Below are 24,196 nucleotides of genomic sequence, written 5' to 3'. Positions count from 1 at the left end.
ACATCGTATTAAAATAAATAAACATGAGCTTTAAAATTTTAGCAATTAGACCTTTAAAAGGTTGTAATCCCAAATTTCTTAAGAATTTAATTCCCAACCAGAGATATCAATTTTATACTGATTATAAATTTATTGAAGATGAAGCTGGAAATTTCTCGTCAATTCAATATGAAGAAGTAGTACCTAAAGAACTTTATTTTCAAGGTGACAGTGATTTAAAACCCAAAATTAATATTTCAGCAATTGTTGGAAAAAATGGAAGTGGCAAGAGTGCCTTGGTGGAGTTACTAGTAGCTTTTGTAGTAAAGATGTCTTTAGAAATAAAAAATGATTTTATTAATACTGAAGACTTATATGCTGATTCTAATGACAATAGACTTAAAGAATTTATTGCCAATTTTGAAAACAGCAAGGCACAGGATTTAAAAGACATTAATGTTGAAGTATTTATTCTACATAAAGCCGAACCTTGTACAATTCGCAATGAAGAGCTAGAATGCTTTAGAGGTCATGCTAAAGAAAAGGTTAGAAAAATTACATTAAAAGATAATGATATTTCAATAACAGATTTTCAAAAAGATAATGATATTTTCAAAAAAGAAAATTTTGATATTTCGAAGGAAATTTTAAAATCTGGGCAAGAAATAGAACATTTAAATATTAGTCGTGAAGAATGGTATTTTTTTCAAGATTTTTTCTATACCATGATTATCAATTATTCTCATTATGGATATAATACGTTAGAATCTGGAGAATGGTTAAAAGGTGTTTTTCATAAAAATGATGGCTATCAGTTACCTATAGTAATAAATCCTATGCGAGAGGAGGGAAATATTGATATTAATTCCGAAAAAGAACTCTCAAAATCAAGATTTTTAGTCAATGTTCTACAAGAGCCTTCATTACGTACTATTTCCGAAAAAAAAGAAATAAAGTATGTAAGCATTGAGTTAAATGAAAAAAAATTTATTGGTTTTGATAAACCAATATCTGAAGATTGGCATGATTGGGATAAACAAGAAAATAGAAATCAATGGCTGGATATTTCAGAAAAGGATAAACAGGAAATTTTAAATTTAATCTATTCCATATTTTATGATAACGAAAAAATTACAATCAATAAAGATCATTTTTTCTATCCCTATATAAGAGATTATATCATTTTTAAATTGATAAGAATGCGGCACTATTCAGTTTATAATGAATTTAATGATTGTTTTGCTAGTACAAATATTGAAGTTTTATATAATGATTTTCCAATAAAAAGGAGCAGATATTCAATTAAGAATAAAGAAAATTTAGAATCCTATTTTAAGGCAATTAATCAGGACTCTAGCCATAATGCTGATAAACTTAGACAAGCTTTGTTCTTTTTGAAGTATTTGTATTTAGATGAAAGTAACTTATATAAAAAAGGAGTCCCATTAATAAGTATTGATGATCTTTATAAAAAAATTGATCAACCTTTTCAGAAATCAAAAGAAGCTTATAAATTTTTGGATGAAGAAAAAACAATCAAAATTGAGCATAAATTTTCAATAAAGGAGTCTCTACCATCCATTTTCAAAGTAAATTATTTTTTTGAAGAAGAATATTCAGAAAACAATTTCAATAGTTTTAGCTCTGGTGAAAAGCAAAAAATATTTAGTATTCATTCAGTCATTTATCATTTAAGAAATTTGAAATCTGTCAAAGCAATTCACGAAAGAGACGAAGAAAAAAATGACAAAAATTTAATTTATTACAATAATGTGAACATTATTTTTGATGAAATAGAATTATATGCTCACCCAGATTTTCAAAGAAAATTTATTTATGATTTCCTTAAAGCTTTAAATTCTATTGAAAACCTGACGCAAAATATTAACCTGCTCTTCATCACACATTCACCATTCATACTATCTGATATCCCAAAGCAAAATGTATTGTTTTTGGAGGTAGATGAAAATGGAAAATCAAAACCAAGCTCTTATAAAGGTGATAATACATTTGGAGAAAACATTCATCAAATGCTTACTGACGGTTTTTTTATTTCAGACACAAAAGGAGCTTTTGTTAAAGATGAAATTCAAAAGTTTTTAAATTATTATGAGAAAACAATGAAACGGAATGAAATTGAAAACCCTATTGATTTTGATATTCAAACAAAATGTTATGATAAATTCTTAGGTTTAATTGGTGAAGATTATATTAGAAATATTTTGCACAATCATTTAGACGAGTTAAAAGTTCGTTTTGGTGATAAAACTTATTTAAGTATTGAAGAAGAAAGACTTAATAAACGTTTAGAAGAAATTCAAAAATTGAAAAAGAAGAATGATGAGAAAGATTAATTATCCATATGTAACAAACAAAGAAAAAGAAATTTTCTTAAATAAATACTTTGATAAAATCTCACCTAAAATATCTAATCATAGTGAAGTTTGTAAAGAAATCAAAAAGATAGATGTTGCTTGGGATTTAAGAAAACTTTTGACAGCAGATTTTTGTGAGCTGGTAGAGTTTACAAAAAAAAACAATGTAAGTCATTTAAATCAATTCTTCAAAACAGGATCTGAAGAAAAGGACTATATATATTCAGATCTACAAAGAACAATTGCAGATTTTTTAATTGAAGAAAATTTAAATATTAAAAGTTGTTTTTATTGTAATATAGAATACGTTAATAGTTTTAAGGACAATTATTCATCTGTTGAGGAATTTATAAATCATGCCCCAAATAAGTTATTAAATAAAATAATTAATGAATCTTCAACAAACAAAATTTCAAAAGAAAGAAAAAAAACAGGTTTTATATCTGGAAAAGATATAAAATCTTTATTTCCTTTAAAAGGTAGTGAAATATTAAGTGAACTTAAAGACAAATATAAAGGTGAGTTCTCTGATGAGCATTTCACCTTAGATCATGTTTTACCCAAGAACTCAAATGCTTTTCTATCCATTTCAATATATAACTTTGTATTAAGTTGTTATTCTTGTAACTCAAAGTTTAAAATCAAAAAAGAATTTACAATAAATGAGGATTTAAAAAATATAGTTCCAAGTTCTAAAGACTATCTTTTGGATGATTTGATAAAATTCAAATTAAAATATAAATATGCAAAAACAGAGAGAATAGAAGATATTGATGTTAGTCTAGAAAATTTATCAAAAACTAGAAGTGTGGATGAATTTATAGGAATCTTCAAATTGCAAAATAGATATAATTATCACAAGAATATTTCCTACGAGATGATAAATAAAAGAAAAATATATTCTGATTCGCAAATTAAAGAAATTGCCGTATTACTAAAGAGAGATGAACAATCAGTAAAAAGAGATATTTTTGGCAAAGAATGTTTTGAATCAGACAATGAACCTTTTGAAAAGTACAAACAAGATATAGCTCAACAATTAGGAATAATCTAAAATCAGCAACCTGGAGTCCAACGACATTGGAGTCTTGCTTTATGAACAGTTTACTATTTTGATAAGGAAATAATTCAAGCACAAAAATTTAAATCGATGGATTAAGTTGCATAAAATACAACACTTTATTCCGTTTATTATACTAAATTTGAAAATGGAAAAGGAAATCCAACTATCGAAACTATATTAAAAATGGCATCTGCTTTTGGAATTCCACCAAAAGAATTGTTTGATTTCGATTTTGATATAAAGAAGTATAAGATTGATGAATAGATGAAATTTCAGTTTACGGAAAACCGTAAATTTCTATACATTAAATTTGTTATTTTGGTAGCTTTATAAAGTTAAGCTTAGTTTTGAAAATTGAACCAATTGTCCTACTCGTATTTAGCAATGCTTTATTATTATACATAATTCTAATAATCCCATCATCAAATGACAAGAACTCAAACTGAATTAAACATCTTACCTGCCTACAATGGCGATTCTATATTAATTAAAACGTATGATGAAAATAATGAGGAGTATGTAATTCTTGTAGACGGAGGAACACCATCAACTTTTGAATATGCTTTAAAAAAACAACTAAAAGAGATTTCCAAAATTAATTTGCTTGTATTGACACATATTGATAATGATCATATAGGAGGATTAATAAATTTATTTAAGAATAGTTTAATAGCGAGAATAGAAATTGACGAAATTTGGTATAATCAGCCTGATGTAGAGTTTTATAAGCCAAAATCTGATAAAGCTTTAATCAGTGTACCTCAAGCTGAAGATTGGAAAGCTTTAATAAAAGAGAAAAAAATTGGTGTAGTAATTAAAGAAATTACCACAGAAAATCGAATGATAAATATTAATGGTTTAGAGTTTATCATACTATCCCCCACAACCGAAATCAAAAATAAGTTGTATGAAACTTGGTTAAAAGAAAGAGATAATGTTAAGAAAATAGAGCTTAATAATAAAGCTTTGATTTCTACAAATATTCCAAGCTATTCAAAATCTCTTGAAGAACTTAATAAAATTGATTTTAAACCCGAAAAATCAATTAATAATGACATCTACAATTCATCTTCTATTTCTTTTTTATTAAAATGTCCTGATTTAAGTGTATTGCTTTTAGCTGATTCTAGGGCAGAAGTTATTAGTGACAATTTGAAAGAATTAGGTTATAATGAAACAAATCCACTTGAAGTTAATTTTGTTAAAATTTCCCACCATGGTAGTCTAAATAATACTTCTCAAGAATTGTTATCTTTAATTAGATCTAATAACTTTATAATTTCAACAAATGGTGGATCTTCAAACCACAAACACCCTTCCCGTGAAACTATCGCAAGAATAGTTTATAAGACAAATCAAAATGATAAAATTTTAAACATTTATACAAATTATAGTTTAGAAAGCTTAAGATTGAGGATCGGTGATTTTATAACGTTTGATGATCTTAAAAATGGTAACTGGAACATAATACATAAAAATACATTTACAAAAAATGATTTATAATACTGCCGAAAAATATTGTGTTAGAATAAAATGTAATGGAGAAACTGGTAGTGGAGTGCTAATAGCCGGCAAAACAACTTTTTATGTTTTCACTGCAGCTCATTGTTTAGGAAAGGTTAAACCAAATATTCAGGATATTGAAATTCAAAAACAATCAGATTATCAATCTGAATTTAAAGACATCACTGTTGTATCTATACTGGAATTTGAATATGAAAAGGATTTCGCATTGTTAGAAATTGACTTTCAAGATGAGGACAAATTACTTTATAAATATAAAATCGCTCACAGTTTTCTACCTGATACAGATGTTGAATTTTGTGGATATCAAGGAATATACAATAATGAATATAGACCTTTTAAGTCTAGGTTAATTACTTGTAGTGATGCTAACCATTCTTTCAAGATTACATTATCGGATAGTGAAACGTTTCTACAAGCTGGAGAAGATGGACAGATCATTGCAGGAGGGCTCTCGGGTAGTGGGGTTTTTGTTTATAGACATAAAACACCGTTTCTAATTGGAATTCTTAATTCTGTCGTAACAGAAAAAGCATTGAATAGTGATATTGATTGTTGCTCCGTAGCACACATTCAAACATATTTTGATGAATATGTTGATTTGTCTGATTTAGACGAATTGCGAACTTGGATGGAGAATTTGGATAGAGTTTATGCTGATCACGAAATTCAAGCCTTTCAAAAAACTCAAAGTGAATTTTTTGAAAATTTACATCGTAAAAATCAAGTGTTGTATCCAACAACGGGTAAAGCAAACCAAGTTACAACAAAACAGATAAAAAAATATTTATCGATGTTGGATAACATACGTCAATTGGATAATGAAGCACCGATGTTATATATAAAGTTTAAAGAAATAGTAAAGAGGTACGTTGATCAAGTTGAAGATGATTACACAAGGACAGTGATCAATAACAACGAAGCAATTGATAAAAAAAGTGAATTACAACAAAGGTTAAAAGATGATTTAGAATTCCTTCCTACTAATATGGATTTAGACTTTTCAGATTTTCAAATAATTGAGTGGTTAGGTGTATGCACCCTAAATTTTACAAAAAATGATTAATATAATATTAGACGAAAAAAAAACGTCTGTATCTATACGGTACAATGCGTATTATAAGCTAGTAATTTTACTTGCTATTATTAATCATTGTGGAAGTGGAAATAAAGCTAGTTTACAATTAATTCATTTAATGTTTTGGGCTTTGAGAGACAATAAACATTACCAAGTACTTTATGATTTAAAAAAGAATTTAAGAAATTCGTTAACCCCTTGGTCTTTTGAATTTGGTCTTGAAAAAGTATTAGCAATTGGTTATATAGAGCAATATTTAGATAAAAAAATTGTGAGCGATCAACTAGAAATTATCTTAACTGAAAAAGGTTTAGGGACATTGAATTCAATAAAAAAAGATGAATTGTTTCAAGATGAAATAGAAAAAATAAAATCAATAGGTTGGCTCCCTAAAACAAAACTGGAAAAAGCAAATAATAACTGGAAACTACTATAAATTTAATATGTTTAAAATTAATAGATTAAGAACAGAAATCTTAACAAATAAAAGTGAAACTATAGGTGATTTATATGGTTTTGACTTAACATTTAATCAAGGACTTAACATTATAGCAGGAGAAAATTCAAGAGGTAAAACCACTATTAATTCTTGTATTTTTTATGCGTTAGGAATGGAGGAGCTGTTAGGTGGTCATAATAACAAGGCTTTAGATAAAGCTTTAAAAGACAGCTTTATTATCAAAACAGAAAATTCAGAAGAAGAAAATGATATAACAAATCAAATTATTCGGTCTAAAGTGTACTTAGAAATAGAAAATATTGATGGTGATTATTTCAGTTTAGAGCGTGTAATTAAAGGTTCTAAAGGTGATGAGAAAGAATCTAATATCAAAATATATAAATCTAGATTGGAGGAAATCAGTGAAACTAAAGACGAAGACACAGGGGTGTTTTTTGTAAATGGTCAAGGAAACAATGATAATCCAAATGGATTTTATCAATGGTTTACAGATTTTATAGGGATTAAATTACCTGATGTAAGCAACAGCTCTAATAAATCAAATTATAGTCCTTTATATCTTCAATTAGTTTTTTCATCGATGCTTATTGAGCAAACTAAAGGTTGGTCGGATTTTTTTGCAACAATGCCCTACTTTGGAGTTACAAAACCTAAAGAAAAAGTAATTGAATTTCTTCTAAAATTGGATGAAATTTCAAATTCCACAAAAAGAGATGTGTACAATAAAAGTAAAACTGAAATCATAGATAATTGGAACAAATCAATAAAAGCATTTTCCTTTTTGGAAAAACAAAATAATGCAACCATTACTTCTATTCCAGAAGACATAACTACAGATGAAAAGGAGATTGAAAAAATATCTTCTTCTTTTCAAGTTTCGGAAGAAGAAATACTTACTTATGCTGAATACTTAAATGCAAAGTCAGAAAAAGTTTCTGAACTAGAAAATAAACCGTTTGCTATTATTGAAAGCAATAAGGATGAAATACTTTTTCAGTACGAAGAGAACAAAGCTAAATATAATGAATTAAAAAATTATATAAATAGCTTTGAAAATAAGTTGAATATTGAGAAGCTGCAACAACAAAGCATTAATAACCAATTAATTGTAATTGAAAAGGAAATACAGCAGCACAACAGTTTAATTAAAGTATTTAACAATAACTTATTTAAAAAAAATGATGATGCAAAATGTCCTACTTGTACACAATCTGTAACTCAAGATATATTATCTCATCCAGATTTTAAGATTCCCCAATTATCTCTTGAAGAAAATAAAGGTTTTCTAGTAAGTCAGAAAAAGATTATTCAAACAACTCTTAAAAGTATAAATGAATCTATTGAAGAGAAAAATACATTATTACAATATTTTAAAAATACTCTAAGAAATCAAGAAACTATTATTAAATCTCTATCTAGAGATTTAATTGCTGACGACAGAGCTTTATCAGAATCTGAAGTTGTAAAAAAACTACAGTTGCAACAAGAAATAAAAAATCTGGAACAGTTTAAAAATCAAATAGATGAATTGAAAGGCACCCTCTTTGAATTAGCAAATAAATACCATAACGTTACAAAAGCAATAGAGGGACTAACACAATCTGATGATGAAGATATTTTAGAATCGTTTGAAAAGAATTATAAAAACTTATTGTACAAGTTTGAATATGATAGTAACGAAAATTATCAAATTTCAATTAATAGAAAAGAACCCTTTAAATATTTCCCTGTTTATAAAAGATGGAAAGATGATACAAATCCTCAATCAATAAGAATTAACTCTTCTGCATCTGATTTTGTTAGGAATATTTGGGCATATACATTAGCCTTAAGAGACAATGGAAGTAATCATCCAGGATTAATTGTATTTGACGAACCTGGTCAACATAAAGCAAAGCAAACCAGTTTGAAGGCGCTATTCCAAAAATGTTCGGAAGTAACTGACAAACAAACCATAATATTTTCATCTACTGAAAAAGAGTTAGGTGAAAAAGAAAAATTTGATTTGATGGAATTGGTTAAAGATTTAGTTGAAGATTCTTACAATTTAATAAATCTAGGGTCTGATAAGGTAATAAATTTACTTTAGTAAAAGAATGTAAACATTATTTATAATTGATTAAAGTAAAACTGCAATTACGTTGGAATTAGAAAAATATGACTTGGATGTTTACATTTGAGCCTATTTTAACTTTTTTATTAATCTAAAAAAATTATCATTTGTTCAAGTAAGCTAAAAATCTACACCAAGCTTTGTAAGAAAAACGACATACAACTACTATCCACCATGAAAATTATACCACCTTACCAAATTAGCAGCGAAATCATACAGATTATTCATCAATCAAGAGAGTATTTAATTTTAGTAAGTCCTTACTGGGAGATTGGTAAATGGGAAGTTCTAAAATCTGAGCTTGTGAAAGCCAAAAATAGAGGTGTGAAAATAAAGGCTTATGCTCGCATGGAAAGTGATAACTTTAAAAGTTGGGAGCAATTAGAAGCGCTTGGTATAAAGCCTCTTTTGGTCAAAAATCTACATGCGAAGGTTTACTTCAATGAAAACAGAGGTTTGGTAACATCCATGAATCTATTACTGAGTTCTAACCTGAGTGGTATTGAGTTTGGGGCTATATATGATAGTATGGACGAGTTAAACGAGCTAAAATCTTTCGTAAAATCTTACCTTACTCCAAATGTTGAAAAGCAATTACCAACAGATGATGAGTTGTACTTGTCTAAGGAGAAATTTACCAGCATACTTATCAACATACTGCAACAAGAGTTACAACAAAATGTAACTTGCCGATGGGATGGCAGTTCTTTTGCCTTAAATGCGGGTAATCAATTCTTTTTCAATATTGATAAAGTAAAAAATACGTTCTATATCTACGGTATTATTTCTGGATTAGAGCACAATAATTTTAATCGTTTTTTAGCTGAAATCAAAGCATTTCAATATACTACTACATTTGAATTAGCACAAAGTTCTATTATTGCCAATATGAAGAAAAAACTGTCAACTAGTCATTTTGATAATCTCATGGTTAATGAAAAAGTTGAGGTAATTGATTGCGCTGTAAATTTTGTATTACAGCTTTTGTTTTTCAAACAATATTGCTATGACAACAGAAAAAGCTTGTCTTAGTTAGGCTTGCTTTTTAAGATTTTCTTTCTTTTGAAGCAAAGCTTGAAGCGCCAACATATCTTCACCTACTTTTTTATCCAGAATCTTGGCGTAATGTTGAGTGGTTTTTATGTTTTTGTGTCCCAGCATTTTGCTAACACTTTCGATAGAAACTCCGTTTGCTAAAGTAACAGTTGTGGCAAACGTGTGGCGAGCAATATGAAACGTCAACTCTTTAGAAATCCCACATAGATCTGCAATTTCCTTGAGATAGGCGTTCATTTTTTGATTACTTAACAATGGCAGCAACTTTCCTTTTGAAACACAAATAGGGTGGTTCTGATACTTCTGGACAATAGCTTCTGCCTGAGGTAATAGAGGAATATGAGAAGCGATTTTTGTTTTTTGACGTGAAGTAAAAATCCATTTATTAGCATCCAGACCTATCCCAATATTATCGGGAGTTAAATTCCATGCATCTATAAATGCAAGACCAGTGTAACAACTAAAAACAAAAATATCTCGCACTTGTTCAATGCGTTCAATTGCGAATTCTTTATTTTCCAAACATAGTAATTCTGCTTCATCTAAAAAACCACGATTAACTTCGGAGAATTTAGAATTATAACCCATAAAAGGGTCAAAACTTAGCCATCTATTAACCAAGCATATCCGAATAATCTTTCCAAAGTTCTTGATGTACTTTACTGCTGAATTATTAGCGCAAGGCTTAATTGGTTTTGTTCTTAGATAGAATTCGAAATCATTAATAAAAGCCAAATCAATCTTCGTAATTGCGATATCATTAACATGAAGTTTTAGACTAAGGAAATCTTTAAGGTGCAACAAACAGGTTTTGTAGCGTTGAAGGGTTCCTTTTGAGAATTCTTTGCCGAGAAGCTGCGCCATTCGATTGTTGTGATCTTCGAAGATTGACACCAACATTCTGCTTCGTTCCTTGACACCAAGCAAATGGTTCTTCAAATCTTGTGATGTGATGAGGTCTTTCTCTCGCAATAAACAATGATACACATCGTAAATCTTTTGTTCAAACGATTTAAGGTAGAAATTAAGGGCTTTAATTTCCTCCGATGAACCAGATGCTCGTTGTGCTGTAGAATTCCATTTTTGAGGTAAAATAGTGCGTTTGGTGCTGAGTTCTGATATTTGTCCATCCAATGTCATGCGAAGATAGATAGGTGCTTCACCAAGTGTGTTAACTTTGGCTTTCTTCACATAGAAGAGAAGATTAAATGTCTTGTTCATGTCGTGGTGTCTTTAAGAATTGAAACTATTACTATTTCGATCTTACCACAAGATGTTCAAATTTTGGAAACGCCTTTGAACAGGCTTTCTCCTAAGTTTTCAGTGACCTTTTTGTCAATATAATTTAGGTCACTGAATAGGTCACTAACATCTTGCGATATTATGACATTCTTTGGATAACCCACAAAACAAAAAATGCTGTAAAACATCTATTTTACAGCATATTGTATTACTTTGTATTTGTAATTGCGATCCGGACGGGACTCGAACCCGCGACCTCCGCCGTGACAGGGCGGCATTCTAACCAGCTGAACTACCGGATCTTGCCTATAACCGCAGCTAGATGCCTTGATTATTGTGGTTGCAAAAATACAACAATATTTTCATTCTCCAAATTTTTTGTAAAAAAAACGCTCTCCTATTAGGAAAGCGCTCATTTTCAGGATTGTTTTTTTACATATGTGCTGAAAGTTTTTCAGCAATAAGTTCTTTTGGACTAACACCAACTAGCTTATCAACAACTTCGCCATTCTTGAAAATCAATAATGTCGGAATATTTCTGATACCATACTCCATTGATATATTTTGATTATTATCAACATCCACTTTTCCAACCACAGCTTTTCCATCAAAATCATTTGCTAGCTCTTCCACAATTGGACCTAGCATTCTACATGGTCCACACCATGCTGCCCAAAAATCTACTAATACAGGCTTGTCAGAAGCTAATACTACTTCTTGGAAAGACTGGTCTGTAATCTCTACTGCCATAATTTTTATTTTTATTTAAAATACTTTACAAAATTACAAAAAATATACCTATTGCAATAAATATTTATCTATGCGCGGTATTTTGTTTTTCTATGATAAAATCTTTGGAAACTTCTTTTAATGCTGTTATGAATTTATCAATATCTTCTTTGGTCGTATAATGACTAAATGAAACTCGCAGTGGCGTACAATGTTCTAATTCTTCTTCGTCCAAAATAGACATTAATACCATGGAAGGTTTTGAAGCGCCAGAGCTACATGCGCTTCCTTGCGAAATTGCAACGCCTTGCATATCTAGTTGTAAACCAATCAATGGGTTTTTAAATGCTAATAAAATATTAAGAACGGTATATAAGCTGTTATCGCTACCAGATTCTCCATTAAATGTAGCATTAGGAAAGTTAGCTTTAATTTGTTCTTTACAATAGTTTTTAATATTCTTAATATGCGAGCTATATTCTTCCATATTATCAATCGACAACTCCCAAGCCTTACCAAGCCCAACAATACCGCAAACATTCTCTGTGCCGGCTCTTAGGCTTCTTTCTTGTGGTCCTCCTGTGATTATCCCCTTTAGTCCAGAAGCTTTTCTTACAAACGCAAATCCTGTCCCTTTTGGTCCATGAAATTTGTGTGCACTACAAGAAGCAAAATCCAATGGAATTTTAGAAAAATCTAAATCCAAATGCGCCATCGTTTGTACTGTATCTGAATGGAATAAGGCATCATACTTTTTACAAAGTTTTGCAACTTTCTCAATATCCAAAAGATTTCCAACTTCATTATTAGCATGCATCAATGTCACCAAAGTTTTTTTATCAGAAGATTTTAATAGTTCTTCTAATTTTTCTAAACTAAGATTCGCCTTGTTATCAGGGCGAAGATAAACAAGTTCTACACCATGAAGGCGTTTCATTTCTAGACAAGTTTCCGCAACACATTTGTGTTCTAATGGCGAGGTAATAATACGTTGAACGCCAAGATAGTTCACACAAGATTTAATAATCATGTTGTTGGATTCGGTACCGCACGAGGTAAAAACAATTTCGCCAGGTGTAACACGCAAAGCATCTGCAATCTTACGCCTAACCTCTTCTAATAGTGTTTTTGCTTCTTGTCCCAAACTGTGGGTTGATGAAGGATTACCATAATTGTTGCGAAGTACACCAACCATAGCGTCGATAACTTCTTCATTGAGCGGCGTTGTTGCTGCGTTGTCTAAATATACCTTTTCCATTTTCTATTAGAGAATTTTATTAAAAAAATAAATGAAGCAAATGCCTCATCTAAATTGATACGAAATTAGTGAAAAAATTGATAAAAGCTTTCATTCGCCCACTTTAACATTGGACGATCTCCAGAAGTATCACCAAAGGCAATGGTTTTATCAAATTTTTTATTTTCTATGGCTTCTTTTATTCGATGAACTTTTTCTTCGCCATTGCAATTTTTGGAAGCAAATTTCCCTGTAAAAACACCATTCTGATAGTCCGCTTTTGTCGCTAGCATTTGCATTCCAAATTTCTCTGCAAAAGGGCGTACCCAAATATCCAAAGAAGCCGTAACAATGTAAGAATCTGTTTGCTCTTTTTTGATTTGGTTGATAAATTCTAATGCATTTTCACGAATCAATTTCGGATAATAATTATTGAAAAAATTATCCGAAACCTGATGAAGTTTGGCTTCTGTTTGTCCTTTAAGCATGGATGCTATAAAACTTTTTTTCACCGATTCGGCATCAGCCAGTTTCAGTTTAACCAAAACAAAAAGTGGAATATGTTTTAAAAATTGAACTCTATATTTCGAAGGATTAAAATATTTGAGATACAAAAACATGGTGTCTTTATAAGTCAAAGTCCCATCAAAATCAAATACATACAATTTTTTCATTTTTAAATCTATTTAAAGTTTCATCTTCTTGAAGATAAACTCAGGAATATTACGGATTACCATCATGATAAGTCCCCAAATTGGCAAAACGTAAGCCGTATTTTTTTTATTTTTATAAGCTTTAAAAATCGTCGTCGCAGCTTGTTCTGGCGTCGCTGTCAAAGCAGGATTTAGCGGTAAACCTTCTGTCATCTTTGTCGCCATAAAACCGGGTTTCACAGTCATTACATGAACTTTTTTGTCAAACAAATAGTTTCTAAGACCACTGAGATAAGCCGTAAGTCCCGCTTTGGCACTGCCATATATAAAATTGCTTTGTCGTCCGCGATCCCCCGCAACAGAGGATAATACAATTATATTACCTTGTCTTTTGGACTCCATTTTTTTGGCAAAGTGATTAAGAACAGGAACCAATTTGGAAAAATTAATATTTAAAATTCGTGCTGTATTTTTATCATCATACAAAGCTTCATCAGTACCTTGACCCAAATAGCCACTTGCGCAAAATAATAAATCTGACTCGATATGCTCGAAATTTTTATAATCGATTTCTTTAAGAACGTCCAAAGTCAAAACTTCTGTATGTTGCAAATATTTCACATGGATATGGTTTGCAAATTTTTCAGATGTTGCCGGATTAGAACTTAATAAATATAAAGTTTTGAACTTTTCGCCTTTCTTCAAACAGCATTCTACAAAGGCTTGTGCTACTTCAGAGTTTGCACCAATTATTATCATATTTTGTGGAATTAAGATGGATTATGAATGCGTTGATGTTGAAGTGAAACAAACTTGGGATTCTCAACATTTTTGAGATAATCCGTTAAAGTGCTTTTGCTCATGCTATCTTTTGTAAGGTAAATTCGGCCACCAAATTCTTCAACAATTTCGTCCAACTGTGCAATCAATTTTTTAAGTTTCGAATTCACTTTAAAATCTAAAGCCAATGTATAACCTTCCTGCGGAAATGAGTTGTAAGCTTGCGGATTATCTTTACCAAAAAGCTTTAGTACAGCCAGAAAAGAGCCATTACCACTTTTGGCGATACATTCCAAAATCTTCTTCATACCTTCTTTTCCTTTGTCTTTAGGAATCACCATTTGGTATTGGATAAATCCTTTTTTACCATAGATTCGGTTCCAATTTTTGACAGCATCTAGTGGGTAAAAGAAAGTTTCATAATCTATAAAACTATTAACTTGTTTGGCACGTTGTTTATTAAAATACAACCAATTAAATATTCTAATTGACAAACTATTTAAAACAAAACTCGGAAAATAAAATGGAACATTGGGACTAAACTTAGGTTTTAATCGTAAAGGATTTTGACCTTTATTTTTAGGAATCTCGCCTTTCAAAGCATGTTCGCCACGCATAAGGATAGACTTCCCAATACTTTTTCCTTTTTGCAAACAGTCAATCCATGCGACATTGTATGTCCAATCTTCGCTGTCGTCAAATAATTGAAAAATCTCATCAAGATTATTGGCTTTAATACTTTCTTGACGAATGTAGGCTGTTTCTATATTCTTAAGTTTTATACTCGTGGAAAGAATAATGCCTGTAAGTCCCATTCCGCCAATTGTAGCCCAGAATAAATCAGAATTTTGCTCTCTCGAACACGTTAAAACTTCTGAGTTTTCATTTAAAATTTTAAACGCAATCACATATTCTGAAAAACAACCTTCGGCATGGTGGTTTTTCCCATGCACGTCGGAGGCTATAGCGCCCCCCACACTTACAAATTTGGTTCCCGGTGTCACATACAAAAAATAACCTTGCGGCACAACGACTTCCAAAATATCGGAAAGCAGCACGCCTGACTCACATTCTATAACGCCATTAAGACGGTCAAAGGATAAAAATTTATTTAATCTTTTTGTTGAAAAAACGTGTTGTCCCAGCGAGGCATCGCCGTAGCATCTGCCATTGCCACGAGCAATAACTTCGTTACGGTCGGCAACAAATTCTTTGATATGTGAAAGTGAATCTTCCGATTTCATTTCGACTTCCACAATTGGAAAGTTTCCCCAATTAGAAACTTTTTGAATAAAATTCGGTTTCATCTATTTGTAGTATATCTGTAATAAAAATGTTAAGAGCCACATCAACAAGGTTACCTGGATGTAGCGATCTTTGTAAATAATTTTGGTAGGGGATTCGGTTTTATTATAAACTAAAGTTTGCTGCAAATACCTTAAAAATGCAAAAAACACAAAAAACACCGTATAAAATACTCTTGGATGAAACTTTTTCTGAACTTCTGGTGATAATGTAAACATTAAATAACAGATAATAGCTAATGTAACACAAATACAAAGCGCAATATCTGCAAACTGCACATTATAACCATCTAAAGCTTTTCTTGTACGTCCCGAAATCTGAGCATTGATAAGCTCTCCACGTCTTTTCCCAACGGCCAAAACCATAGCGAGTACAAAAGTCAACAAGATTGCCCATTGCGAAATAGGAAGTCCCGTTGCGTAGCCACCAGCCAAAACACGAAGCACAAAGCCTGTTGCAATAATTGTTACATCTATAATAGCTACATGCTTTAACTTAAAAGTATAAAGCAAGTTCATCACAAAATAACCACCAATGATAATTCCGAACTTTGTATAGTTTTGGTTAAAATAAAACGCCGCAAAAACGACTAATAAAATCGTAGTTATCAAAAGTGCAAAAAACATGATGATAGCTGTGGGCTTAGAAATAACGCCACTTGCCAATGGACGTTTCTTTTTCTCTGGATGTTTTTTATCCGACTCAATATCCATATAATCGTTAATGATGTAGATGGAACTCGCTGTGAATGAAAAAACGAAGAAGGCAAATATACTTTTGAGAAACAAATCAACATTAGTAATATTTCCAGAGAAAAAAAGAGGTAAGAACACGAAAAGGTTTTTCACCCATTGTTCTACCCGAATAAGTTTTAGATATTTTCTCATTTGTATTATTAGATCCCAAAATTAAGAATTATCTGATAATAAAAAAAACCGCAAATTGCGGTTTTCTATTTTGAAAGATTTTAATTCTTACTTACCTTGTTGGGCATCTTGAATCATTTTTTCGTTGGCTGTAATTGCAAACTCAACTCTTCTGTTTTGCGCTCTACCAGCATCGGTATCGTTAGAAGCAATAGGACTTGTTTTTCCTAAACCTTCTGTAAACATTCTTGAAGAGGCAATACCGTTTGTTACGAAATAATTTTTCACAGCAGAAGCTCTTTGGTTAGATATTTTCATATTAACAGCATCTGTACCAACGCTATCTGTATGGCCGTAGATGTTAATATTGGTATCTGGATTATTTTTTAGCACTACTACTAATTTATCCAGATTAGACTTTGCTAATGTTGTCAAATTAGATGAATTAAAATCGAAGTTCACTGTATTTTCGTGAAGTGTCACTTTAATCCCCTCACCTACTCTTTCTACCTCAGCGCCAGGAAGAACTTCTTTAATTTCTTTGGCTTGTTTATCCATTTTGTTACCAATAACACCACCAACACCACCACCTACCACACCGCCTAACACAGCTCCTAGAGGGGCATTACCTCCTTTACCAATATTATTCCCCAAAACACCTCCCAAGATAGCACCTGCCGCAGTTCCTATTGCAGCACCTTTTTGGGTATTGTTAGCATTCTGGATGCTTTCGCAACTTGTAAGCATCAAAGTAGAGCTGATGAATAAAGCTGCAATATTTGTTTTATTAATAAATCGCATAATAGTTTATTTTTTTAAAATTTTAGTTTACTCTTTGAAAATTATAATATACTTTAATCGGATTACCTTCGAAATTAACATTCTGAACTAAAGTAAAATTATCCTGAGAAAGATTTTGAAGTTCTAAAACATAACCAGCAGCTACTTGTTTTGCTTTTTCACCTTCCATAACTTTTTTGAATTTAAACTCGTTGAATTTTGTTACTTCAAAAGATATCGGCTGCGTTACAGTAGGACAATCGCCACCACCATTCATCGTGTAAGTACCTGTATAGTTGTTTGGGATTAATTTCCATTGGCTTCCTACAAAACATTGCGCGTCTGCTCCTTCATCGAAAGGTTTTATTTTAAAAGACTTATCATAATCAACACTTGTAACTTGCCAAGTGCCTTTCATTTTCAAAGCTTCTGCTCTTCTAGTTTGTGCTTCTTTTGCTGTAACAGTATTAGAATTTTCTGTGTTAGCGGTCTTACATGAAGTTAGGAACAACCCTGCTCCTACAACTCCTAATAAAAGTATATTTTTCATAGTCAAAACAATTAGATGCATTAAGAATATTAAAAATCATGCCAAAGCTAAATTATAAAAAAAATGTCAAAATAATTTTGACATTTTTCTTAATACAAAGTTTTTAATTTAGAAAAACTTATTTTTCAGTTGTTTTCTTTATTATTTTTTTATTAAGTTTTGCTGGAGTTTTGCTGTTTTTTACATTATAGAAATTATTATAAGCATACTCCGCAGCTTTTTTTAAATCGATGACACCGCCAGCAACAGATTGTTTTCCAAAATTATTAGCTGCACTCTTGTTAACAGTTTTTGTCAAAGCTTCAATTATTTGAGCTGGGGTCAAACTAGGCATATAAGCTAGTAATACTGCCGCTGCACCTGCAACAACTGGTGATGCCATAGATGTGCCTTGTTCATATTTGTAAGTCGAGGTCGGAACTGTTGAATAAATTTCCGATCCCGGCGCAAAAACATCAACCATTCTGTCATTATAATTAGAAAAATCCGAACGCAAAGCTGCGCTATCATTTGTATTTGCGCCGACTACAATCATGTTGTTCACAAAAGCTTTTTGATCTGTTTGTGTGGCGAAATTGGATGGAAAATAAGAATGTTCGGCTAGATTCTCGTTATCGTTACCAGCAGCTTTAACCAATAATACACCTTTGCTTTCCGCATATTTCATGGCATCCCAAACATGTGTTTTCCCAGGAGAAACAGGTTTTCCAAAACTCATGTTTAAAATTTTCGCACCATTATCAACGGCATATCGAATGGCATTTGCAACATCTTTATCACGCTCGTCACCATCTGGCACTGTACGCACGGTCATAATTTTTGCCACTTTGCTTGCAACACCATATTGGATTTCGCCAGCTTGTGGAAGTCCTGCAATAATACCAGCAACATGAGTTCCATGTGAAGCGTCTGGACCTTGATAATGGTTGTTTCCGTAATATTTTTCTGAATAGTCATCATAATTATCGCCAACCATTTCAGCGCGAGGATCAAAATCAAGATTGTATTGTTTCTCGGCTTGGTTCTGGAAATAATCCAAAGCTTCTTTGATATCTTTTCTTAAAAAATCGCCAACTTCTTTGGAAGATTTGCCTTCCATATCTTTGTTACTCAATAGCTGAGACAAAACTTGCATAGCAATGGCATCTTGTTGAGAAGATGGTTTCAGCGTAGCCAAATTAGCCGCTGTCAAAGTTTTCCCTTCCAAAAGCTGTTCAGCATTTGGGATGATTTGATTAATCATCGAATATGTTTGGAAACCTTGTTGCGCTTCTATACTTTTCTCACTGAATATTTTTTTCGATTTCATATACATTGCAAATTCCTCAGACATTTTCGCTTGATTCGCTTTGTTCTGTACAGAATCGCTTCCTTCAAAAATAGGTTTATATTTTTTAACAACGCGTGTTACTTCTAGGTTATCAACATTAACATCTTTGGTTTTGTTTCCTAAAAAATTCCAACCATAGATATCATCTACATAACCATTTTTATCATCATCAATTCCATTATTAGGAATTTCGTTTGGATTTTTCCACATATTAGCAGCCAATCCTGGATGGTCAACTTGTACGCCACTGTCCAAAACACCCACTACAACAGTTTTTGGTTTTAAACCTTTAGATTCTAAATATTTGTATGCATTTTGCGTATTAACACCATATACTTTAGTCGTTGCAAAATCCTTATGATACCATGTCATAAGATCTTTGTCTTTGTCTGATAATGACGTTGACTGAGCAGTTGCCCAACCAAATCCAACTAGATAACAAATAGCAATCGCAATTTTTTTCATATTAAATAAGATTTATAAATTATAAATGTAAGCGCGGCTTTCTGGTCCGAGATTACATATCAAATCTAAGACCGAAAGATCTTGGATGAAGCCGCCTTTATCAGAAAAGCTTTGATAATAGTCTGGAAAAATTTTATCTGCCACTTTTTTTGCAGAAAAATGTTTTCTGAAATCAATTTCTGACTCCACAACATATTCTTCGGAAAGTTTAAAATCTTGGTCAAGTTTTAAAATATCTAAAATTGTTTTTAAACATTTTAAATTAAATTCCACCAAAGATGTTGTCTTTTCTTCGTAAAGTTTCTGAAGTTTAAATTCATAATATTCAAAATACGGAGAAGCTTGATAAGCTGATTTTATCGAACGCCAATGTTGTTTTTGCCAATCTTCAGCATAAGAAATTTCCATATCCTTCATCGCGGTTTTTCCAAAATGGCGCACCGGAATTATCAAAGACAACTTTCCATTCGCTGCATAAATATTAGTTCTGTTACGATAGGTTTGCTTCGGAAAATGCTCGAACTGTTCCAAAGTTACTTCGATGTCAGATTTTAAAAATTCGGCGAACCAAGAAATGGGAGGAAAATAAAATATCGGTAATAAAATTTCCATATTTGAAATCTATAAGAATTAATCTTCAGATTCTTTTTTCTTGAATAGTTTTACGATATAGTCCCACCCAAAGAAAACCAACAAAATAGCTGCGGCAATCCACCAATACGAGGTTTTGTTAGCTTCGCCGGTATTGGTTGCTTTAAACATTCTATCCCAACGTATTTTTTTATCCGCTTGGTAGCTAGAGCTCTTATCTGGAAAAAGCCCTTGCACGCTCATCCAAGTGAACATAGGTTTTCCAACAATATTTTCTTCTGGAACAAAACCAAAGAAACGCGCATCCAAAGACGCATCACGGTTGTCACCAATCATGAAATAATAATCTTGTTGCACTGTATATTGGTTGGTTTCTTTACCATTGATAAAGAATTTTCCGTTTTTATTTTCAAATTTATTGCGTTCGTAAATACCGATAAGACGCTGGTATTCTATATAGTTTTCTTGCGTCAATGTAATAACATCTCCTTTTTTAGGAATTGTCAATGGCCCGTACCAATCTTGGTTCCAAGTTTTGTTGATTGGGAAAATACTGTTGGTAGAATCCACTTTAGCGGTCTGAATTGGATATCCTCTATCATCACGAACATAGTCGCCATGCTCCATTCTGTAGAAATGGGCTACCGAAGCTTCGCCTTGCTTCATAACATCTTCTTCAACACTTTCTACACCGGGGATTTGCTTGAGATCGTTTTTAATTTTGTCTGTTAAACCTTGGAAATGATAAACAAAACCTTGATCATCCTGACCTTCCATAACTGGTAAAAAACCATAAATTTTGTAAAGCCCAGGAATATCCAGTTGCGAAGAACTTCTTACAATATATTTGTGTTGAATCTCTTGATCACCCAAAACCTGTTCTGGTTTTCCATTAATAAACAAACGTCCTGCACGGAATTCTACAACATCGCCACCAACAGCCACACAACGTTTTACATAAGGATCTTTTCGATCGATTGCAACATGCACCGAGTCGTCTGGATAATTGAAAACGACAATATCATTTTTCTCTGGTTTCTCCCAACCTGGCAATCTTAAATACGGAAGTTTAATAGCATCAACATAGGATTTGGGATCATCTTTTGGATTTCCTGGTTCGCCAGTGTCAAAAATAGTCCCTTGCAAGAACGGAAGAGCCACGGGGCGCATCGGCATTCTGTAACCGTAATTAAGTTTATTCACGAATAAGAAATCGCCTACCAATAAAGTTCGCTCCATAGAGCCGGTGGGAATCCCAAATGGTTGTGTTATAAATACATGAATAATGGTGGCAAAAACCACAGCAAAAGTAACAGAACCAATGAAGGTTTCTTTCTTCTTAGCTTCTTCTTCAATATCTTCTTCTTCGATTTGTGGATCTTTAGAATAATTGACTGTTGCCATAAAAATAAATGGCAGAATAACTGTTAATAGCGCATTTACAAATCCTGACTTTCCGAATTTCTTCATTAAAAAAACATGAAAAACAGACATCATAATTGGTCCAACAATTGGAAAATATGCAAAAACAACCCACCATTTTGGATGTTTTGTTTCTTTTTGAACAATCAAATAATTGTAAAACGGAACGAATGCAAAAAAAGGATTGTAGCCCATTTTTTTGAAAAGCTTCCAAGTTGAAAGTCCCATCAATACACTAACAATGATGACGTAAATGCTATATTGTACAATATATTCCATAGTTGGATATTTATTTTATAATTTGATTTTAATAATTAGTCTTGATAATTTAAAAATGTTACAAGCTATGACAATCCCAGAACATCTTTCATTCCAAAAACGCCAACTTTTCCAATAATCCATTCTGACGCGATAACAGCTCCCAGCGCAAATCCTTTTCTGTTAAAAGCGGTATGTTTTAATTCAATTTCATCGACATTGGAACGGTAATAAACACTGTGCGTCCCAGGAACCTCATCTTCACGAATAGCAAAAATGCCCAATTCTTGACCTTTAGTTTCTTCCAATTTCCAGCTTGTAAAATCGGAATGTTTGATAATACCTTCCGCAATAGAAATCGCTGTTCCACTCGGTGCATCTTTTTTATGAATGTGATGAATTTCTTCCAATTGCACATTGTATTCGGCACAGAAAGGCTTCATCATTTCAGCAAGCTTTTCATTAATAGCAAAAAACAGATTAACACCTAAACTAAAATTGGATCCATATATAAATGCTGTTCCGTTATCAATAGCGATTTGTTCTATTTCTGGTTTTTTATCAAGCCATCCTGTTGTACCACAAATGACAGGGATTTTTTGTTCAAGACAGAATTTAATATTTTCAAATGCTGCTTCAGGATTAGAAAATTCAATAACAACATCGGCATTGTTGAGACTTTCAACAGTTGGCGTTTCTTTAAGGCGCGCCACAACGTCGTGTCCTCTTTGCTGAGCAATTTCATCAATAATTTGCCCCATTTTTCCGTATCCTACTAATGCAATCTTCATGTTTGTTTCTTTAAAAACTATAATTAAAACTAAGTCCAGCTTTGGTTGGCTGAACACTGTATTGATCGGGAATCACAACGGGCGTGATTGCCAAATCTGGATCTTTTCGACCTTCGTACAAATGCGCATCAACAATGGCATCAACAATATTAAGAACATAAATAAGTCCCGTGACACCTATGGCGTAATCGCGTTGTCTTTTTGATCGATCTTGGGCATTTCCCAAAACCGTTTTATCTATTCCTGGAATTCCAGAAAACTCATGTGGTTGTCCATTAAGCTCAGCTACAAAAGCATTTCTGTAACGATTGTATTGTTTTTGATTCCAAATAGCGATACCGATACCCGTCCCAACAGCTCCCCAAACAATTGGTATTTTCCAATATTTTTTATTGTAGTATTGTCCCAGTCCTGGCAAAACAGCAGAATACAGTCCTGCTTTCATAGGACTGTATTTGGTAACGCTTTGTGACGCATTTTTTTTCTCGATTTCTTCCAGAACTTTCACATCTGTTTTTTCAGAATTTGTGATAACTGGATTAACTTTTATCGTATCTGTTTTGATGCTATCTGGAATGCTTTGGGAAAATCCAAGGCTCGAAATCCCAAGCATCAAAAGCATACAAATTTTATACTTCATCTACTTTTAATCTGGAAAGTATGAATTCTAATTCGTTTTCATTTTTAAAATCTAAGACGATTTTTCCTTTTTTCCCATTGGCGGAAGATTTGATTTCCACTTCGGTTTCAAAAATATCCGACAAAGTTTTCTGTGCTTTTTTGATATGATTAGGAAGATTAATAAGCTTCTCTACTTTTTCTTTTTTATCAGCGTTTTTCAGAAGTGCCGCTAATTTTTCAGCTTGTCGAACATTAAGATGTTCTGCCAAAATTTTGTCAAACAACTTTTTACGATCCGCTTCTTCATCAATACTTATAATCGCGCGACCATGTCCTGCAGATATTTGCCCACTTCGTATCGCATTTTGAATATCTGGATCCAAATTTAGCAATCTAATAGCATTGGTAATTGTACTTCGCTCTTTACCAACACGTTGGCTTAGTTTTTCCTGCGTCAATCCAATCTCTTCTAATAATCTTTGGTACGTTAAAGCCACTTCTATCGCATCAAGATTTTCTCTTTGGATATTTTCTACAAGTGCCATCTCTAGCAATTCCTGATCGTTGACCAAACGGATATAAGCTGGTATGCTTGTCAATCCTGCCAATTTTGATGCACGGTAGCGACGCTCACCCGATATAATCTCAAATTTTCCACCGTCTTTACGAAGCGTAATCGGCTGAATAACACCGAGATTTTTTATGGATTGCGCTAACTCATTCAATGCTTTTTCATCAAAATAAGTTCTTGGCTGGTTGGCATTAGGATAAATATCTTCGATAGCAACCTCAACAATGCTTCCCACCAAATCTTCTGCGCCTGCATCTTGCGCTGTATTGATGAGGCTTTTGCTTTCAGCGTTTAGGATTGCTCCCAAACCTCTACCCATTGCTCTTTTTTTATCTTTCATATTTAATTTAAGATTTA

At 32.2% G+C, this 24,196-nt stretch carries 22 protein-coding genes, 1 tRNA gene and 1 pseudogene; 8 read left to right on the top strand and 16 right to left on the bottom strand.

Features of this window, described 5'->3' with window-relative positions; genetic code table 11:
- Positions 1-23 precede the first annotated feature (23 nt).
- From ACVFVN_RS10660 to ACVFVN_RS10625, 8 genes and pseudogenes are all read left to right on the top strand, one after another.
- Positions 24-2,333 (top strand): hypothetical protein, encoded by a 2,310-nt coding sequence (locus ACVFVN_RS10660; protein ID WP_456235235.1) that lies wholly within the window; start codon positions 24-26, stop codon positions 2,331-2,333.
- A complete protein-coding gene (locus tag ACVFVN_RS10655) occupies positions 2,317-3,408 on the top strand; it encodes a hypothetical protein (RefSeq protein ID WP_456235234.1) in 1,092 nt (363 codons plus the stop codon). Before ACVFVN_RS10660 ends, ACVFVN_RS10655 begins: the two co-directional genes overlap by 17 nt.
- 147 nt (positions 3,409-3,555) lie before the next feature.
- Positions 3,556-3,681: pseudogene (locus ACVFVN_RS10650) on the top strand (helix-turn-helix transcriptional regulator); the annotation flags it as partial.
- 162 nt (positions 3,682-3,843) lie between these two features.
- Positions 3,844-4,920 (top strand): ComEC/Rec2 family competence protein, encoded by a 1,077-nt coding sequence (locus ACVFVN_RS10645; RefSeq protein WP_456235233.1) that lies wholly within the window; start codon positions 3,844-3,846, stop codon positions 4,918-4,920.
- Positions 4,910-6,007: a trypsin-like serine protease gene (locus tag ACVFVN_RS10640; protein ID WP_456235232.1), complete on the top strand. Its 1,098-nt coding sequence runs from the start codon at positions 4,910-4,912 to the stop codon at positions 6,005-6,007. Before ACVFVN_RS10645 ends, ACVFVN_RS10640 begins: the two co-directional genes overlap by 11 nt.
- Positions 6,000-6,455: a hypothetical protein gene (locus ACVFVN_RS10635; protein WP_456235231.1), complete on the top strand. Its 456-nt coding sequence runs from the start codon at positions 6,000-6,002 to the stop codon at positions 6,453-6,455. Before ACVFVN_RS10640 ends, ACVFVN_RS10635 begins: the two co-directional genes overlap by 8 nt.
- Positions 6,456-6,462: 7 nt before the next feature.
- A complete protein-coding gene (locus tag ACVFVN_RS10630) occupies positions 6,463-8,568 on the top strand; it encodes an AAA family ATPase (RefSeq protein WP_456235230.1) in 2,106 nt (701 codons plus the stop codon).
- A 198-nt stretch (positions 8,569-8,766) separates the two neighbouring features.
- On the top strand, positions 8,767-9,624 hold the full coding sequence (locus ACVFVN_RS10625; RefSeq protein WP_456235229.1) for a phospholipase D-like domain-containing protein: 858 nt from the start codon (positions 8,767-8,769) through the stop codon (positions 9,622-9,624).
- Here ACVFVN_RS10625 and ACVFVN_RS10620 read toward each other — a convergent pair whose 3' ends face one another.
- The 16 genes from ACVFVN_RS10620 to ACVFVN_RS10545 form a co-directional block, all read right to left on the bottom strand.
- The gene (locus ACVFVN_RS10620) at positions 9,625-10,869 is read right to left on the bottom strand and encodes a site-specific integrase (protein WP_456235228.1); all 1,245 of its coding nucleotides are present in this window, start codon (positions 10,867-10,869) and stop codon (positions 9,625-9,627) included.
- Positions 10,870-11,118: 249 nt separating this feature from the next.
- Positions 11,119-11,192, bottom strand: a tRNA-Asp gene (locus ACVFVN_RS10615).
- A 130-nt stretch (positions 11,193-11,322) separates the two neighbouring features.
- Positions 11,323-11,640: a thioredoxin gene (trxA, locus tag ACVFVN_RS10610; protein ID WP_079666116.1), complete on the bottom strand. Its 318-nt coding sequence runs from the start codon at positions 11,638-11,640 to the stop codon at positions 11,323-11,325.
- 64 nt (positions 11,641-11,704) lie between these two features.
- On the bottom strand, positions 11,705-12,877 hold the full coding sequence (locus ACVFVN_RS10605; RefSeq protein WP_456235227.1) for a cysteine desulfurase family protein: 1,173 nt from the start codon (positions 12,875-12,877) through the stop codon (positions 11,705-11,707).
- A gap of 65 nt (positions 12,878-12,942) precedes the next feature.
- A complete protein-coding gene (locus ACVFVN_RS10600) occupies positions 12,943-13,530 on the bottom strand; it encodes an HAD-IB family hydrolase (RefSeq protein WP_165136555.1) in 588 nt (195 codons plus the stop codon).
- Positions 13,531-13,542: 12 nt separating this feature from the next.
- The gene (locus ACVFVN_RS10595; RefSeq protein WP_456235226.1) at positions 13,543-14,268 is read right to left on the bottom strand and encodes an SDR family NAD(P)-dependent oxidoreductase; all 726 of its coding nucleotides are present in this window, start codon (positions 14,266-14,268) and stop codon (positions 13,543-13,545) included.
- Positions 14,269-14,279: 11 nt separating this feature from the next.
- Entirely contained in the window at positions 14,280-15,596 is a 1,317-nt protein-coding gene (locus ACVFVN_RS10590; RefSeq protein ID WP_456235225.1) for an FAD-binding protein, read from the bottom strand.
- Entirely contained in the window at positions 15,597-16,481 is an 885-nt protein-coding gene (locus tag ACVFVN_RS10585; RefSeq protein WP_165136546.1) for a decaprenyl-phosphate phosphoribosyltransferase, read from the bottom strand.
- An 87-nt stretch (positions 16,482-16,568) separates the two neighbouring features.
- Positions 16,569-17,261, bottom strand: coding sequence for an OmpA family protein (locus tag ACVFVN_RS10580; RefSeq protein ID WP_456235224.1), 693 nt, complete (start codon positions 17,259-17,261; stop codon positions 16,569-16,571).
- A 22-nt stretch (positions 17,262-17,283) separates the two neighbouring features.
- Positions 17,284-17,790: a lipocalin family protein gene (locus tag ACVFVN_RS10575; protein ID WP_165136540.1), complete on the bottom strand. Its 507-nt coding sequence runs from the start codon at positions 17,788-17,790 to the stop codon at positions 17,284-17,286.
- Between the two features lie 118 nt (positions 17,791-17,908).
- Entirely contained in the window at positions 17,909-19,585 is a 1,677-nt protein-coding gene (locus ACVFVN_RS10570; protein ID WP_456235223.1) for a S8 family serine peptidase, read from the bottom strand.
- A 12-nt stretch (positions 19,586-19,597) separates the two neighbouring features.
- On the bottom strand, positions 19,598-20,197 hold the full coding sequence (locus tag ACVFVN_RS10565; RefSeq protein ID WP_456235222.1) for a WbqC family protein: 600 nt from the start codon (positions 20,195-20,197) through the stop codon (positions 19,598-19,600).
- An 18-nt stretch (positions 20,198-20,215) separates the two neighbouring features.
- Complete coding sequence (gene lepB / locus ACVFVN_RS10560) at positions 20,216-21,877, bottom strand: signal peptidase I (RefSeq protein ID WP_456235221.1); 1,662 nt, start codon at positions 21,875-21,877, stop codon at positions 20,216-20,218.
- A 65-nt stretch (positions 21,878-21,942) separates the two neighbouring features.
- Positions 21,943-22,647 carry a 4-hydroxy-tetrahydrodipicolinate reductase gene (gene dapB / locus ACVFVN_RS10555; protein WP_456235220.1) on the bottom strand — a complete coding sequence of 235 codons (705 nt, stop codon included), beginning with the start codon at positions 22,645-22,647 and terminating at the stop codon, positions 21,943-21,945.
- Between the two features lie 10 nt (positions 22,648-22,657).
- The gene (locus tag ACVFVN_RS10550) at positions 22,658-23,287 is read right to left on the bottom strand and encodes a DUF5683 domain-containing protein (RefSeq protein ID WP_456235219.1); all 630 of its coding nucleotides are present in this window, start codon (positions 23,285-23,287) and stop codon (positions 22,658-22,660) included.
- On the bottom strand, positions 23,277-24,179 hold the full coding sequence (locus ACVFVN_RS10545) for a ParB/RepB/Spo0J family partition protein (RefSeq protein WP_456235218.1): 903 nt from the start codon (positions 24,177-24,179) through the stop codon (positions 23,277-23,279). Before ACVFVN_RS10545 ends, ACVFVN_RS10550 begins: the two co-directional genes overlap by 11 nt.
- Between the last annotated feature and the right edge of the window lie 17 nt (positions 24,180-24,196).

The organism is Soonwooa purpurea (assembly GCF_053891095.1).
This window is presented reverse-complemented; position numbering and strand designations above follow the sequence as displayed.